Here is a 16527-nt window from a genome sequence, read left to right as displayed (position 1 = left end):
CACCTATACTAACAACATAGCTCCTATATATAGTAAGAAAAGAACTAAAACTTCTGAAAGCTCTACCACAGCTCCTAGTGTATCTCCAGTTACTCCCCCTATTTTTCTAGTCATAAGTTTTGCAAAAATAAATCCTAATAACATCACAACAGGAATAATTATAAGTATAGTAAGAGGTATAAAGAATACATAACATACTATACCACTAAATATTAATGTAAGTATTGTAGCTACTACTACTCCAAAACCATCAGTATTATCTACAAAAGTTTTTCCCATTCCTGTTGCTCTAGCATAAGGAGCAGAAGCACAGTTTATTACACTATTTAATCTCGCTATAGCTGGTGTCAATAACAATACTATACCTGATGGTATTCCTGCTATCATATCCAACTCATATATTAAAGCCACTTTTAATATGAAGTAAAGTATCAATACTAATCCACCATTAGTCCCTAATCTCGAGTCCTTCATTATATCTAACATTTTTTGCTTACTTCTATAACTAAAGATTCCATCAAAGGTATCAGCTAGTCCATCTAGGTGTAATCCCCCTGTAAGTATTACCTCTATAATTACAAGTGTAACAACCATTACCATTGGAGAGTATATTACATAGCTAAGAGCCCAGAAAAAAGCTAGCAATATTAATCCCATTACCATTCCAACTATTGGAAAAAATTTCATACTCTTTCCCAATGAATCAGAATCAAATTTTGGTTCAAATCCAATTGGTAATCTTGTCATAAATTTAAAAAGTAGTGCTATTCCGTTCATATATTTTCCTCCATTATTATTTCAATTTTAATTGTAAACCTGATACTGCCATATAAGCTTCATCAGAATATTTTCCTGCCATTTGATTTACTTTTCCACAAATATCTCTAAAATATCTTCCCAAAGGATAAGGTGGTATCACTCCCATTCCTAACTCATTAGATACAATTACTGTATCCATTGGTATCTCTCTAAAATAATCAAAAAGTTTATTTACTTCTTGAGATATCTCCTTTTCTATTTGTTCTAAACTTTCCATAGGAAGATTATCCCAATCTATATCCTTATCCATTATCATAAGATTAGTTACCATATTAGTTAGACAATCAAGTAGTATTACTCCATCTTTTGCCACATAAGGAGATATTTTTTTTATTAAATCTCTGTACCCTTCTATTGTTATCCAATCCTCTCCTCTCTGCTCCCTATGTTTTTTCACTCTCAGCTTCATCTCATCATCAAAGGGAATCGAGGTAGCTATATATATTCTTTTAGTATATTCTCTATCAAATATATATTGCTCTGCTTGAGCACTTTTTCCACTCCTTGCTCCCCCTGTAAAATATATTATTCTTCCCATATTTTCACTTCCTAAAAACTTCTATTACTCTGATTATAACATAAATATAGCTCTTAGGTAAAGAAAAAAGAAAGTAACTTAAATATCCAGTTTTTTCTAACAATTTCTTAAAAAAGTATGGTATAATTTTTTAATAGAAATTTTTATTATTTAGAGATAAGGAGTATTTTATGAATAAAAATATTAATGAGATAGATAAAAAAGTTATAAAGTTTCTTTTATCAGCTGGAGTATATAGTGATTTAGCAATTACAAAAAATCTTGGAATAACCTATGAAGAGTTAGAAAAATCCTACGAGAATCTTTTAAAAGAGGGTTATTTAGAAACTTATGAAGAGTATCAAAAAAGAGAGAAAGAAGAGTGTTCTTCACACTCTAACTGTAATACTTGTTCTAAGTCTAATAGTAGTTGTGGAAGTTGTTGTTCTAAATCCCAAGATTATTCAAATGTGAAAGTTATAACTTGGAAAGCTATTGATGAATTTCAAGAGTAATAAACTATTTAATAATATTAATTTACAGATAATAGGGGGCATAAATGTTTTTAAAAGCAGTTGAAATATTCGGTTTTAAATCCTTTGGTGAAAGGGTATATATAGAGTTTAATAGAGGACTTACTTCAATAGTTGGTCCCAATGGAAGTGGAAAATCCAATATTCTTGATGCTGTATTATGGGTTTTAGGGGAGCAATCCTATAAAAACATTAGAGCTAAAGAGAGTTCTGATGTGATTTTCTCTGGTGGAAAAGATAAAAAAGCTATGAATTTTGCTGAGGTTTCCCTCTATATAGATAACAGTGATAGTTTTTTAGCAGTGGAAAATGATGAGATAAAAATAACTAGAAAGTTGCACTCTACTGGTGAAAATGAGTATTTTATCAATGATTCTAAATCAAGATTAAAAGATATAGCTAATCTATTTTTAGATACAGGAGTTGGAAAAAGTGCTTATTCTGTAATAGGACAGGGAAAAGTAGAAAGAATAATCAGTTCCTCTTCTAAAGAGATTAAAAGTATTATAGAGGAAGCTGCTGGAATAAAAAAATTCCAAGGGCAAAAAAATGAAGCTGTAAAAAATCTTGAAAATGTAGATACAGAGCTTGAAAAAATAGATTTAATTCTCAATGAAGTGGGAGAAAATAGAGATAAAGTAGAAAAACAAGCTGGAAAAGCTCAAGAATATTTAGAGTTAAAAAAAGAAAGGGATTCACTTGCTAAGGGAATATATCAATGTGAGTACAATAATAAAAACAGTGAGCTAGATAAAAGTAATCAAAGTAAAGAAAACCTAGATAGTGAAAATAATAAATTACAAACAGAGTTTGAAGAAATTGAAAATAGATTAGAAATAATTGATAAAAAAAAAATAGAGTTAAAAAAATATATAGAGGAAAACGGAAATAAAAATCAAGAATTAAAAAGAGAGATTGAAAGTAAGGAAAAAGAAAAAGTAAGAATAAGTGAAAGATGTGCTAGCTATAAAAGGGAGATAGAGGAAAGAGAAAGTAGAGTTACAGCTGGAGAAAGTAAAATTGAGGAGAAAAGAAAAAGTTTAGCTGAATTAGATAAAGAATCTCTTCTTGTTGCACAAAAAATAGAGTTACTATCTGAAGAAAATCAAATCTTTGAAAAAGAGATAAAGGATTTAGAGAAATCTAAAGAGGATTTTGAAACAGCTAGAGAGATAAAAAAGAAAAAAGTGATGGAACTTGAGTTAGAAAAAATGAAACTCATTAATGAGATTGAAAATTCTAACAGAAGGGTAAAGGGAAGCACTAATAAGATAAACTCTTTAAAAGAGGAACTAGAAGCAGCAAATAAAAAGATTTTTGAAGCGGAAAAAGAGTTAGTTAGTGCTAAAAAATCTAAAGAGGAAAAAACTTTAAGTCTCGAAAATATAAAGGGAAGAGGAGAGTTTTTAGAAAAAGAGATTAGTAGATGTAGCCAAAGAATGAACAAGCTTTCTGAAATAATTAGAAGTTCTGATTATGATGAAAAAAGATATTCGTCAAAATTACAAGCTCTACTTAGAATGGAAGAAAATAATGAGGGATTTTTTAAGGGAGTAAAAGAGGTATTAAATAGTAAGATACCTGGAGTAGAGGGAGTTTTTATCTCTCTTGTCAATGTCCCTGAAAAATATATGAAGGCTATTGAGGCTGGAGTCCCTGGAAATATACAAGATATCATAGTTTCAACAAGTGATGTAGCAAAAAAAGCTATCAATATTTTAAAAGAGAAAAAAGTAGGAAGAGCATCTTTCTTAGCATTGGATACTATCAAGGTAACTCCTAAAAAAGAGCCAAATATTAAATTAGATGGAGTTATTGGACTAGCTTCTAACCTAGTAGAAACCCAAGATAGATATAAAATAGTAGCAGAATTTATATTAGGAAATCTTCTTGTAGTTGAAAATATGGATACAGCTCTTAAGATAATAAAAAACTCTCTTTTTGCTGGAAACGTAGTTACTTTAAGTGGAGAACTTCTTAGCTCAAGAGGTAGAATTACAGGTGGAGATTCTGGTAACTCTACTGCTAGTCAACTTTTTGAGAGAAAAAGAGAGATAAAACAACTTAAAGAGCAAGTAGAAATTTTGAAAAAGAGAATTGAAGAGAGTGTTGAAGAACAAAATAAAATTAATAAAGAGTTGGAAAATTTTGAAAATGAAATAGATAGAATAGACAGTACTGAAGAGGAGCTTAGAAAACAAGTAAGATTAGCTTCAGAGTATTTTGAAGAGTGTAACTCTAAAGTAGAAAGAGTAAGTAAAGAGATTAGAACTATTAAAATAGAGCTAGATGAAGAGATAAAATACAGTGAGGAGTTTGAGAAAAAAATTACAAACTCTAACAACGAGATGGATAAGATACAAATTATTGTTAATGAACTTAAAAAAGAGGAAGAGGAAGATATTTTAAAAGCTCAAAAAATAAATAGTATAATCACTCAAAAAAGAGAGGAGTTCTCTGATAAAAAAATAATTTTCTTAAATGCTCAAGATAGAATAAGTCAAATTGAAAGAGAAAAAGCTAGAGAAGAGAAAGAGTATAAAATTCTTTTAAGTGAAAAAGAGGATATAAAACAAAAAATCTCCCTATTGAGAAAAGAGGTAGAAGTATTAGAAAAGAGTGAAAGTGCTCTTACTCAAGAGATTGATGAAAGACTTCAAAAATATGAAAGTGAAAATATTGAGATAACAGAGAAAAAACAAATAAATGAAAAGTTAAGTGAAGAGGAAAGAGAATTAATTAAAAAAAGAAAAGAGATAGATAGTTTTCTACTTCATAAAAGAGATGCTCTGAACAAATTAAATGATTTAATTGAAAGATTAAAAAGTGATTTGGAAAGATTAAAAGAAAATCTTGAGTCTTTAGAAGAAATAGAGAGTGTTGAAATTAGTATAGAAAATATCAAAGAGTGTAAAGAGAGATTTAAATCTTTAGATAACAGATTAAAAAATTTCCAAGCTGTAAACCTTCTAGCTATTGAGGAGTTTAAAGAATTAAATGAGAAGTATACTTTCCTTTCTTCACAAAAAGAGGATTTAGTTAAGGGAAAAAATGTACTTTTAGATTTAATAAAAGAGATAGACGAAACTATACACAGTAGATTTTTTACTGCCTATAAAGCTATTGATGAAAATTTCAATAAGATGTGTATGGAAACTATAAATAATGCTGAAGGAAAATTAATTTTAAATAACCCAGATAACTTTGATGAGTGTGGAGTAGAGATATTTGTTAAATTTAGAAATAAGAAAAGACAATCTCTATCTTTATTATCTGGTGGAGAAAAATCTATGGTTGCTATTGCCTTTATTATGGGAATATTTATGTTCAAACCTAGTCCATTTACATTCTTAGATGAGATAGAAGCAGCACTTGATGAAAAAAATACTAGAAAATTAATAGGTAAACTAAAAGAATTTACAGATAAATCTCAATTTATATTGATTACTCACAATAAGGATACTATGAGAGAATCTGAAAGTATATTTGGAGTAACTATGAATAAAGAGATTGGAATATCTAAAATTGTTCCTGTAAAATTTTAAATATAGAGTGTGAAGAGAATTAAAAAATGGAAAATTCCTTGACTTTTTACTTTTACTAAGGGTAAAATATAGAGTAGAACATTTTTATTTGAGGAGTAATAATGAGGATATTAGCATATATATATTACCTCATCACATCTTTAAGGAACTTTCTCTATGATAAGAGAATTCTTCCTATAAGGAGGGTAGAGGGAGTAGAGATTATCTGTATAGGTAACATCACAGTAGGAGGAACTGGTAAAACTCCCGCTGTACAATATTTTGTAAAAAGATTACAAAAAATGGGAAGAAAAGTAGCTGTTGTTTCAAGAGGATATAGAGGAAAGAGAAAAAGAGAGCCTCTTTTAGTAAGTGATGGATATGAAATTTTTGCTACTGCTAGAGAGAGTGGAGATGAACCATTTATACATGCTCTTAATTTAAAAGTTCCCATTGTTGTCAGTTCAAATAGATATAAAGGTTGTATGTTTGCTAAAAAACATTTTGGTGTAGATACCATTGTTTTAGATGATGGATTTCAACATAGAAAGCTTTATAGAGATAGAGATATTGTTTTAATAGATGCTACTAATCCATTTGGTTGGGGAGAGGTTCTTCCTAAAGGAATGCTCCGTGAAGATTTTAAAAAAGGAGCAAGAAGAGCTTCTGAATTTATTATAACAAAATCTGATTTAGTAAGTGAAAGAGAAGTTGAGAGAATAAAAAAATATCTTAAAAAGAAATTAGGAAAAGAGGTTTCTATAGCAAAGCATGGTGTTACATCTCTTTGTGATTTAAAAGGAAACCAAAAACCTCTTTTCTGGGTAAAAGGAAAAAGAGTTTTACTATTTTCTGGATTAGCTAACCCTTTAAATTTTGAAAAAACAGTGATCTCATTAGAGCCTTCATATATTGAAAGAGTAGATTTTATGGATCATCATAATTTTAAAAGAAAAGATATCGAACTTATACAAAGACGTGCTGATAGTATGAAAGCTTCATTTATAATAATGACTGAAAAAGACTTAGTAAAACTTCCTACTGATATACCTATGGAAAATTTCTTTGTCTTAAAAATAGAGTTTACAGTTTTAGAGGATAATTGTTTAAAAGGAATTGGAGGAAATATAAATAATGCAATGTGATATGCTAAATATAATAAAAGAAAAGAAAGCCAGTGAACTTTTCAATCTTTTAGAAAGTCAAGGTAAGATAGAAGTTTTGAGTGAATGTGCTCAATTTTTAGATAAAAGAGCATATATCACTATTGATACAAATGGAAATCTAAAAAGAAAAAAAGGAAGTATAGCTCTTCCAGTAATAGCTTTTTTAAATGATAATAACCTTTTTGTAGAAGAGTTACTATACTCTTGTGATATAAAAGAGAGGCAAAATTTAGACAAAATTGAAAGATATTCTAGTTTGGATATAGAAAAAGTAAAGACTAACTATATTAAAACTCTTTTTAATGGAAATCTTGAGTTTGCAAAAAGATATGGAAAAGAGCTATTCTTAAGAGATAGGAAAGAATTTTTTAAAATCTCTTCTAATTTTGCTCTAATAGGAACTAACAATATAAAACCTCTTATGGTATTAGCTTTAAATAAACTTATGTCTGAATACAATGAAAATATTTTCTATATTTTCATACAATATATGGTAAAATTTAGAGATAATACAGAGATATATGAAAAAGTTAGTGAATATGAAGGAGAAGCTAAGGAGATAAAAGAGATTTTAAAATCTAATAAAAATCTTTTAGAAAGCCTTGAAGGATTGGAAATTTTATCTTCCCTAAAATTAGTAGAGAATATAGATATATCTAATAAGAAAAAAGTCTTAGGAAAATTAAAATATATGATAGAAAATATAAAAGATTATACTCCACTTAGAGAAGTAGAAAAAAAACTTTTGGAGAGTTTTTTATAGGAGGTAGTGATGTTAGAGTATTTTAATAGCAAACTGATTACCTATATTAATGGAAAACATACAAAAGAGGAAGTTTTAAAAATATTAGTAGATTTAATTAGAGAAAACACTGATGTCTTAAAAGATGAACAGCATTTCTATGAAAATATAATGGCTAGAGAGGAATTAGGAAGTACTGGTATAGGTCAAGGAATTGCTATTCCTCATGCTAGAAGTGAAAAAATAGAAGAGATAGTAGTAGCAGTTGGATTAGTTGAAAATAAAATAGATTTTAATTCTCCAGATGGAGAAGGAGTAAATCTTATTTTATTAGTAGGTGCTCCTAAAGGAAAAAATAGAGAATATCTATCTCTTGTTTCTGAACTTATGAGAACTTTTAGAAATAAAAAATTAAGAGAAGCTGTAACTTGTGCTTCTAACTATCAAGAGCTTTTAGAAGCTATTGCGGAGTTAAAATGAGAATAGGAATTTATGGTGGAAGCTTTAATCCCATACATAAAGCTCATGTTGAAATAGTAAAATTTATTCTTAAAAAACTAGAATTAGATAGAATAATTATTATTCCTGTTGGAAAAGCTTCTCATAGAGATGATATTATGCTAAGTGGAGAACTTAGAAAAAAAATGTGTGAATTAGCCTTTGAAGGAAATGAAAAAATAATTATCTCTGATATTGAAATAAAAAGTAAAAAAACCTCTTATACTATTGATACCTTAAAAAAAATAATATCTTTTTATGGTGGACACCATGAATTTTATGAAATAGTTGGAGAAGATTCTGCTTATAACTTTTCTAAATGGAAAGATTATAAAAAAATATTAGAGTTAAGTAAAGTTATTGTTTTTCGTAGAGAGGGTTATAATGGTGGTGTTTCTCATAATAATATAATCTATTTAGATACTCCACTCTACAATATTTCCTCTACTTTAGTGAGAGAGAGGTTGAAAAAAAATGAAAAAGTTGATGACCTGCTTCCTCAAAAAGTAGCTGATTTTATTCAAAAAAATAAATTGTATAGATAATAATTCAAGAATGACTTTCGTTCAAAGAATAAAGAGCAAGTATGGCTTAGCTCACTAAAAACACAAAACTCGTTTCACTCAAACAGTTGTGTTTTTTAGCATTCGCTTTCGCTGACTTGCTCTATTTATTCTCTTCAATCTTCATCATTCTTGAATTTTATTTTTATATTATTTAGGAGGAAATTTATGAAACTATTTATTATATCAGATATTCATGGTTCTTTATACTATTTAAAAAAAGTGATGGAAATTTTTGAAAAAGAAAACTATGATAAACTTGTAATACTTGGAGATGAATTATATCATGGTCCTAGAAATCCTCTTCCTAAGGATTATTCTCCAAAAGAGGTAATTGAAATTTTAAATAAATATAAAGATAAAATCATAGCAGTAAGAGGAAATTGTGACAGCGAAGTAGACCAAATGGTGTTGAGTTATCCTATTATGAGCGATTATTCTATGATATATTTAGGAAATAAAAGAGTTTTTTTAACTCATGGACATATTTATAATATTGATAATCCTCTTCCTATGTCAGAAGGAGATATACTACTATATGGACATTTCCATATTCCAATGATTGAAAAAAAAGATGAGAGATATTTCTTTAATCCTGGTTCCATATCTCTTCCTAAAAATAATAGTAATCATAGCTTTGCTATCTTAGATGAAACTAAATTTCAAATTAAAGATTTAGATGAGAATATTTTAATGGAGATAAATTTCTAAATATAAACACACGATTTTTAAACACTTTTTTTGTAAAAAAATTGTAAAAAAAATAAAAAAGCTTACAATTCTTTGAAAAGTATGGTACAATATATCATACTGTATTAGAAAAATATAGGATTATTCTCTGAATTATAAATTAATAAAAAATTTATTACTCTTTTTTAACCGCTAAATGCTTATATAAAATTTGAACAGAGAGTTTCCTATAATAAAACAGATATATAAATATTATAGGACACTACGGTGGACAATGATGAATTTTAGATTATAAGGATGTGAATAATGGAAAAATTAGAACAATTTAGAGAATTAGGATTGAGTGAGAAAACATTAAAAGCTTTGGCAAAGAAAGGGTATGAACAGCCTACTCCTATCCAGGCGTTAACAATTCCAGCTCTATTAAATGGAGATAAGGATATAATTGGGCAAGCTCAAACAGGAACAGGAAAAACTGCTGCTTTCTCTCTTCCTATATTAGAAAATTTTGAGCCAAGTAAAGTTATACAAGCAATAGTTCTAGCTCCTACTAGAGAATTAGCTCTACAAGTAGCTGAAGAGATGAATAGTTTAGCTCACGGTAAAAAAATAAGAATTACTCCTGTATATGGTGGGCAATCAATAGAGTTTCAAATTAGACAATTAAAAAAAGGAACTGATATTATTGTTGGTACTCCTGGAAGAGTAATTGACTTAATGGAAAGAAAACTTATCAAGTTACAAGATTTAAAATATTTTATCTTAGATGAAGCAGATGAAATGTTAAATATGGGATTTGTAGAGGATATTGAAAAAATATTAGAAGCTACTAATGAAGATAAGAGAATGTTATTCTTTTCAGCAACTATGCCAAATGAAATTATGAAAATTGCTAAAAATCATATGAAAGATTATGAAGTTTTAGCTGTAAAAGCTAGAGAATTAACTACTGATTTAACTGATCAAATATATTTTGAAGTACATGAAAAAGATAAGTTTGAAGCTCTTTGTAGAATTATTGATTTAACTAGAGATTTCTATGGAATTGTTTTCTGTCGTACAAAAAATGATGCCAATGACTTAGTAGGAAAATTAAATGATAGAGGATATGATGCTGAAGGTCTACATGGAGATATCAGCCAAAATTATAGAGAGGTTACTTTAAAAAGATTTAAAGCTAAAAAGATAAATGTACTTGTAGCAACTGACGTAGCTGCTAGAGGAATTGATGTAAATGATTTATCTCATGTTATTAACTACTCTATACCACAAGAAGCTGAAAGCTATGTACATAGAATAGGAAGAACAGGAAGAGCTGGAAAAGAAGGAACTGCTATCACTTTTATCACTCCACAAGAGTATAGAAGATTACTTCAAATTCAAAGAATTGTAAAAACTGAGATAAGAAAAGAGAGAGTTCCTGAAATAAAAGATGTAATACAAGCTAAAAAATTCAGACTTATGGAAGAACTAAATAATATTTTAGCAGAAGGAAATTATGATAATTTTAAAGATTTTGCAAAGGAACTTCTAAATGGAGAACAAGCTTTGGATTTAGTTGCTGCTTTATTAAAACATGCTTATGATGATATCTTAGATGAGAATAACTACAATGAAATCAGTGAGGTTAAGTTAGAAAAATCTGGTAAAGTAAGATTATTTATTGCACTAGGTAGAAAAAATGCTATGACTCCTAAAAAACTTGTAGACTATGTTATAAAAAAATCTAAAGTTGATGATAGAAAAATTAAAAATGTTGAGGTTTTTGAAAACTTCTCATTTATGTCTGTTCCTTTTACTGAAGCTGAAATTATATTAGAAGCTTTCCAAAAAGATAAAAATGGTAAAAAGCCTCTTGTTGAAAAAGCTAAGGATAAATCTAACGAAGATAAAAGTAAGGAAAAAAAGGAAAATTCAAAAAGAAAGAAAAAAGAAAATAAATAGATTTTAAGGAGCTGTTTTCAGCTCCTTTTTCAATTATCTATTTTGTTCAGCGTATATATCTGCTTCTACTTTGATAAAAATATCTGCTATTACTCCATAAGCTTCTGCCCAAGCATTAAGAACTTCTTCAGTTGCTGTTTCTCCTAATACTTCTTTAATTGCACCTAAAAGATATTTTCCTACAATAGGATAATGCTCTGGTTTAACATTTACATTTACATGTGTTTTAGCAATTTTTTGTACAGCAGGAGCTAAAATAGCTAAATTCTCTATATTTTGAGCTGCTGCTAATACTGTCATCGCTAAAGCTTTTGGTTGAGAACCATCTTTTTGTTTTTCTGGATCAAACATAGCTCTTATATCTGGATTTTCTCCTAACATATTTTTATAAAATACTTGAGTAATCTCTACTCCTCTTTCTTTTAAAGCTGGTACTGTTGCTTTTACTATATCAATTGTTTTTTGTGATAACATATCTTATTTTCCTCCTTAAAACTAGATAATATTAGTATAATATATTTTTCTTTAAAAATCGGTAACATATGTTACCGACTAATCTTTATTTTTTTAGTAAACTTTAATTAAAAAATAAAGGAGTTTACTTTTAATGAAAAAAATAATTTTTATGATTTTATCTATAAATACAATTCTTTTAGGAAATGAAATTCATTTATCCTCAACAACTATTACAACAACTTCTGGTTTAAATACTCCATTAGTTGAAACTAATAAAAATATTACTTTAATTACAAAAGAAGATATCTCAAAAAAACAATATAATAATGTAGAAGCAATTCTAAGAGATACTCCTAACATAATCATTACTAATACTCAATTTGGTCCAACTATAAATCTTCGTGGAAGTGGAGAACGTTCAATGAGTAGAGTAAAAGTTATGATAGATGGAATCAACTTAACCCCACTTGAAGAATCTATGGGAAGTCTACCTCTTAATTCTATTCCTGTAAGTTCTATTGAAAAAATTGAAATAATACCTGGTGGTAGTGCTGCTTTATATGGAAGTGGAACAACAGGTGGAGTAATTAATATTATAACCTTAGCAGATAGTAGAAAAGATTTTATCTCTGCAGATCTCAAAGGTGGCTCGTATTATAATAAAAACTTAGATTTTTCAATAGGACAAAATATAAATGATAATCTTTATCTAAGTCTTGCTACACAATATTCTAATAAAGATGGATATAGAGAAAATGAAAATTCTGAAAATAAAAGTTTTAATGGAACATTAGACTATATTATAAATGAAAAACATAGAATAAAATTTCAAGGATTATATTTTAATGATGAAGGTAAAACATCTACTGAGATAAAAAAATCCTTACTTTCACAAAATAGACGAGCTAAAGGAGAAAATATTGATTTTGATAGTAAAAGAGGTTCTTTCTCTCTAGATTATGAATACAGAGCTAGCAACTCTCTAACTTTATACTCAAATATTTTCAAAACTAAATATGAAAGAAACTTTTTACAAAATGATACTAGAGATTTTTCTATTCCTAAATTTACTTCAAATATGCCATTTTCACCTTTAATAAAAAATTTAAAATCTACTTTAGATGGAAAATTTATTGAAGAATCTCAAGGGATTAAATTAAAATCTAAATTTGACTATGATAGTGGAACTTTAGTAATGGGATATGATTATACTACTACTAATGTTAAAAGAGATAGTTTAGTTACAACGGATAGATTTAAATTTTCAGATGTAAGTATTGATAACTTTCCTATTCCACCTAACCTTCTTGGAACTCTTGAAGGTATAGTTACTATAAAAAATAGTTTTGATATCAGTAAAGATACCCATGCACTATATTTACTTAATAATTATAATCTTACTGAAAAACTTGCTCTTACTACTGGACTAAGATATGAATATTCAAAATACAATGGTTATAGAAATTCATTTGGTAATATAAAAGGTTACAATTTAGAAAATGGTGGAATATTAGGCGGAATATTATTCCCTAATAATAATTCAAATAAAATTTTAATAAATGATTATACCGCTATAGATAAAAGTACAGATAATTTTGCTGGAGAAATTGGACTTAATTACAAATTTAGTGAAGTAGGAAGCATCTATACTAGATATGAAAGAGGTTTTATCTCTCCTCTTCCAAGTCAATTAACTAATAAAGAAAATCAAAAATATACTAATAGCAATCTAAAATCTGAAACTATTGATAGTATTGAATTCGGAATAAAAGATGTTATAGATAATAGTTTTATTACAGTATCTATTTTCTTTTCACAAACTAATAATGAAATAGCAACATTAGACAGAAATGCTAATAATCCAGCTTTAAAGGAATGGAAATTTGAAAATATCGGTCAAACAAGAAGATATGGCAGCGAAATTTTTGCTCAACACTATTTTGATAAGTTAACTTTAAGTGAGTCTATAACTTATGCTAAAATAAAAAAAGTCAATAGTAACGAATGGTTAAAGGAAGGAGATAAAGTTCCAATTGTTTCAAAATGGAAAATCACTTTAGGAGCTGATTATAAATTTAATGATAAATTTTCTCTAGGAGCAACTTATGTCTATAATAGTAGCTATGAAAAAAGAGAACTAGAATCTTACAATAAATATAAAATTTCTGGATTTGGAGTAACAGACTTATATGGAAAATACAATATAAAAGATTATCTAACTGTTAAAATTGGAGTTAATAACATATTTAATGAACACTATAATTATTTTGAAACTGCAACAACAGCTATTCCTGCTCCAGAAAGAAATTATTACTTAGGACTATCACTAAAATTTTAAATATTATGTAATTACTCAGCCAGTAAATCAATTTAAGAAAAGTAATTACAATATTATATATTCTATAAAAAAAGTTTGATTAATCTAGTTTTGAATCTAGTTAATCAAACTTTTTAAATTTTCAAACTATTTTCCTACCCACTTAATCAAAGTATCTCTTGTTTCTTGAACAATCTCTTCATAACTTTTATCCTTTGAAGATATTGGTTCAAAATACTTTATTTCTACTTGAGCTGGCTTAGGTAATTTAGAATTAGCTGGAAAAGCTTCATAAGCTCCTCTTATTCCAAAAGGAACAATATCTACCTCCATCTCTTTTGCTAAAATAGCAAAAGCTTTTTTAAATTCCAACATCTCTCCATCTCTTGTTCTTGCTCCCTCTGGGAATATAACTATATTTTTTCCCTCTTTTAATACCTTAGCCATAGTTTGCAGAACTTCTCCTAGATTTTTATTTATATCTACTAATACAACATTGGAATGGTTTGCTAAAAATTTCAGATATCCTTTATTAAAATGTTTTATTTTAGCAAGTGAATAGGAGTTTACTAAATATTTAAATGGAGTTGCATATCCAAATATAAAAGCATCTAAAAAGCTTTGATGATTTCCAGCAAAAATTACAGGTCTATCGTTTGGAATATTTTCTATTCCTGATTTTTTTACTCTAATATATAGAGTTAAAGGTAACCAAAGTAGAGCTTTTATTAGATGTATAGCTATATTTGAATTTGGAAGAGTAATATTTTTCTCTTGATTAAGATACTCTTTCCAATTTATCTCTTCAAATTTTCTCTCTCCTCTATTCTCTTTTATATAATTAGCTAATTTTTCAACAGTAGGATTATTAACTATTATACTCTCTTCTCCCTTAATACCATAGCTTGTTTCTAGATGAGTAAGAAGTTCAACCATATCTAAAGAATCTAATCCTAAATCTAATTCAAGATGAGCCATAGGAGTAATCTTCTTATTCTTCACTTTCTCTAAATATGATTTTAATTCTGAATACTCTTGAAATTTAGGCTCCTCTATCTTTATATTCTCCTCTTCCTTTTTATTTAAAAGAGAGTGCAACATAAATCTTCTTACTTTTCCAAGTTTAGTTTTAGGTAGTTCCTCTTGGACTATTCTAATATCTAATATTTTTCTATAATTAGGAGCTTTTCCATTATATTTATCTATTACTCCCCATTTTAGAGTTTCCTTTATATTTGTTATTTTTTCTTCAACTATTTTTTGGAAATTAGGATATACAACTGCTGTAAGTACAGAGTCCACTTCAGCTACTGCCATTTCTTGAATTAGATTTGTATTAGCCATTATCCATTGCTCTATCTCCACTGGATTTATATTTTTTCCATTAGATAGAACTATCATCTCTTTTTTACGCCCTGTTACATATAAATACTCATTCTTTAATTCTCCTAAATCCCCTGTATGTATCCAACCTTCATTATCTATTGTCTCTGCTGTTGCTTCAGGACGTTTGTAGTAACCAGCCATTACATTTCTACCTCTAGCTAAAATCTCTCCATCTTCAGAGATTTTTACCTCTACCCCTGGCAAAATTTTTCCAGCAGAACCTGGAACAATCTCATTGATAGGAGTAAAAGATATCATTGGAGATGTCTCAGTCATTCCATAACCTTCACACACTTGTATTCCTAAAGTTAGGAAATCTTTTGATATTTGTGGATCTAGTTTAGAACCTCCAGAAACAAAAAATCTTACATTCCCACCAAAACCTTCGTGAACCTTTTTAAAAATTTTCTTTCTTATACTTATACTCTCTATCTTTTCAGCTAATTTAAATACTGCTTTAGTTACTTTGCTAGAATTAATTTTTTCCATTATCTTTTTATGTAACATCTCCCAGAGTCTAGGAACCCCTATCATCATAGTTACCCTATGTTCCTTAAAAGCTTCTACCATTGCTTGAGATGATAACTCTTTTAAAAAGACAATAGTTGCTCCCTTAGCTAAAGGAACTACTCCTGCTCCTAAAAGTGGAAAAATATGATGCATAGGAAGTAGAGCTAAAACTATATCTTCCGAAATAAACATCTTATATTTATCTAATCCCTCTATATTGACTAAAATATTATCAAATTTTAGCATTACCCCTTTAGGATTTCCTGTTGTTCCTGAGGTATATAGCATAAGAGCTATATCATCTCTCTCTGGAGCTTTTAAAATATACTCTTTTATCTCAATATCTTTTACTTCTATCTCATCTACATTTATTACTTTTACTTCAGAAGTTTTTCCTGATAGAGCCAATCCCTCTACCACAGCTTTTTGACTTCCATTAGATGTATAAATAAACTTAGCATCTGAATCATTTAAATAATATACTAGCTCTTCCCCACTAAAACTAGCATCTAAGCATACACAAGTTCCTCTCTTATCCCAAGTCCCTAAAAAACTATATAATAATTCTGGTCTATTTTCCATAAAGATGATAACCTTATCCTGAGGTTTGATATCAAAAAGAGTAGAGAAATATTTACTTTTTTTGATAACCTCACTGTAGCTTATTCTCTTTCCATCATAAATAATAGCAGTCTTATTATAATCTTTTACAAAATTCACCAAAATCCCCCTCAATATTAAAATATTATATTTGACTCAATTCAATATTCAGTAGCATAACCTTACTAAAAACACTGAATAATCTTGTTATTCTAATCTCTTTAATATTATTTAAATTAAGATATTTAGGGATAAACACTTT

At 28.2% G+C, this 16527-nt stretch carries 13 protein-coding genes; 9 read left to right on the top strand and 4 right to left on the bottom strand.

Going from position 1 to position 16527, the window contains the following annotated elements:
- Nucleotides 1-3 precede the first annotated feature (3 nt).
- Both cobS and cobU read right to left on the bottom strand, forming a co-directional pair.
- A complete protein-coding gene (gene cobS / locus FMAG_RS11710) occupies nt 4-777 on the bottom strand; it encodes an adenosylcobinamide-GDP ribazoletransferase (protein ID WP_005886963.1) in 774 nt (257 codons plus the stop codon).
- Between the two features lie 16 nt (nt 778-793).
- Entirely contained in the window at nt 794-1357 is a 564-nt protein-coding gene (gene cobU / locus FMAG_RS11705; RefSeq protein ID WP_005886961.1) for a bifunctional adenosylcobinamide kinase/adenosylcobinamide-phosphate guanylyltransferase, read from the bottom strand.
- A 170-nt stretch (nt 1358-1527) separates the two neighbouring features.
- On the opposite strand from cobU, the gene FMAG_RS11700 reads away from it, so the two are divergent.
- From FMAG_RS11700 to FMAG_RS11665, 8 genes are all read left to right on the top strand, one after another.
- Nucleotides 1528-1851 (top strand): hypothetical protein, encoded by a 324-nt coding sequence (locus FMAG_RS11700; protein WP_005886959.1) that lies wholly within the window; start codon nt 1528-1530, stop codon nt 1849-1851.
- 44 nt (nt 1852-1895) lie between these two features.
- Nucleotides 1896-5414: a chromosome segregation protein SMC gene (gene smc, locus FMAG_RS11695; protein ID WP_005886957.1), complete on the top strand. Its 3519-nt coding sequence runs from the start codon at nt 1896-1898 to the stop codon at nt 5412-5414.
- Nucleotides 5415-5515: 101 nt separating this feature from the next.
- Complete coding sequence (gene lpxK / locus FMAG_RS11690) at nt 5516-6538, top strand: tetraacyldisaccharide 4'-kinase (RefSeq protein WP_005886955.1); 1023 nt, start codon at nt 5516-5518, stop codon at nt 6536-6538.
- Complete coding sequence (locus FMAG_RS11685; RefSeq protein ID WP_005886953.1) at nt 6528-7322, top strand: hypothetical protein; 795 nt, start codon at nt 6528-6530, stop codon at nt 7320-7322. The genes lpxK and FMAG_RS11685 overlap by 11 nt, the downstream gene beginning before the upstream one ends.
- Before the next feature lie 9 nt (nt 7323-7331).
- Entirely contained in the window at nt 7332-7781 is a 450-nt protein-coding gene (locus tag FMAG_RS11680; protein ID WP_005886950.1) for a PTS sugar transporter subunit IIA, read from the top strand.
- Entirely contained in the window at nt 7778-8344 is a 567-nt protein-coding gene (gene nadD, locus FMAG_RS11675) for a nicotinate-nucleotide adenylyltransferase (protein ID WP_005886948.1), read from the top strand. Before FMAG_RS11680 ends, nadD begins: the two co-directional genes overlap by 4 nt.
- A gap of 186 nt (nt 8345-8530) precedes the next feature.
- Nucleotides 8531-9073, top strand: coding sequence for a phosphodiesterase (gene yfcE, locus FMAG_RS11670; protein WP_005886946.1), 543 nt, complete (start codon nt 8531-8533; stop codon nt 9071-9073).
- A 285-nt stretch (nt 9074-9358) separates the two neighbouring features.
- Entirely contained in the window at nt 9359-10996 is a 1638-nt protein-coding gene (locus FMAG_RS11665) for a DEAD/DEAH box helicase (protein WP_005886944.1), read from the top strand.
- 33 nt (nt 10997-11029) lie between these two features.
- Here FMAG_RS11665 and FMAG_RS11660 read toward each other — a convergent pair whose 3' ends face one another.
- Nucleotides 11030-11470 carry a globin domain-containing protein gene (locus FMAG_RS11660; RefSeq protein ID WP_005886941.1) on the bottom strand — a complete coding sequence of 147 codons (441 nt, stop codon included), beginning with the start codon at nt 11468-11470 and terminating at the stop codon, nt 11030-11032.
- A 133-nt stretch (nt 11471-11603) separates the two neighbouring features.
- Here FMAG_RS11660 and FMAG_RS11655 point away from each other — a divergent pair, with 133 nt between their 5' ends.
- On the top strand, nt 11604-13790 hold the full coding sequence (locus FMAG_RS11655; protein ID WP_005886939.1) for a TonB-dependent receptor: 2187 nt from the start codon (nt 11604-11606) through the stop codon (nt 13788-13790).
- Between the two features lie 126 nt (nt 13791-13916).
- Here the strand turns inward: FMAG_RS11655 and FMAG_RS11650 are convergent, their stop codons facing one another.
- On the bottom strand, nt 13917-16385 hold the full coding sequence (locus FMAG_RS11650; RefSeq protein ID WP_005886937.1) for an AMP-binding protein: 2469 nt from the start codon (nt 16383-16385) through the stop codon (nt 13917-13919).
- Nucleotides 16386-16527 lie beyond the last annotated feature (142 nt).

Source organism: Fusobacterium mortiferum ATCC 9817, from assembly GCF_000158195.2.
Lineage (GTDB): Bacteria > Fusobacteriota > Fusobacteriia > Fusobacteriales > Fusobacteriaceae > Fusobacterium_A > Fusobacterium_A mortiferum.
The sequence above is the reverse complement of the archived record's forward strand: the minus strand, read 5'-3'. Positions and strand labels throughout refer to the sequence as shown.

Excerpts from the sequence above, each read along its gene's own strand:
- nadD (WP_005886948.1), top strand. The coding sequence starts at position 7,778 with ATGAGAATAGGAATTTATGGTGGAAGCTTTAATCCCATACATAAAGCT.
- FMAG_RS11685 (WP_005886953.1), top strand. The coding sequence starts at position 6,528 with ATGCAATGTGATATGCTAAATATAATAAAAGAAAAGAAAGCCAGTGAA.
- FMAG_RS11665 (WP_005886944.1), top strand. The coding sequence starts at position 9,359 with ATGGAAAAATTAGAACAATTTAGAGAATTAGGATTGAGTGAGAAAACA.
- cobU (WP_005886961.1), bottom strand. The coding sequence starts at position 1,357 with ATGGGAAGAATAATATATTTTACAGGGGGAGCAAGGAGTGGAAAAAGT.
- yfcE (WP_005886946.1), top strand. The coding sequence starts at position 8,531 with ATGAAACTATTTATTATATCAGATATTCATGGTTCTTTATACTATTTA.
- FMAG_RS11655 (WP_005886939.1), top strand. The coding sequence starts at position 11,604 with ATGAAAAAAATAATTTTTATGATTTTATCTATAAATACAATTCTTTTA.
- cobS (WP_005886963.1), bottom strand. The coding sequence starts at position 777 with ATGAACGGAATAGCACTACTTTTTAAATTTATGACAAGATTACCAATT.
- smc (WP_005886957.1), top strand. The coding sequence starts at position 1,896 with ATGTTTTTAAAAGCAGTTGAAATATTCGGTTTTAAATCCTTTGGTGAA.
- FMAG_RS11660 (WP_005886941.1), bottom strand. The coding sequence starts at position 11,470 with ATGTTATCACAAAAAACAATTGATATAGTAAAAGCAACAGTACCAGCT.
- lpxK (WP_005886955.1), top strand. The coding sequence starts at position 5,516 with ATGAGGATATTAGCATATATATATTACCTCATCACATCTTTAAGGAAC.
- FMAG_RS11680 (WP_005886950.1), top strand. The coding sequence starts at position 7,332 with ATGTTAGAGTATTTTAATAGCAAACTGATTACCTATATTAATGGAAAA.
- FMAG_RS11700 (WP_005886959.1), top strand. The coding sequence starts at position 1,528 with ATGAATAAAAATATTAATGAGATAGATAAAAAAGTTATAAAGTTTCTT.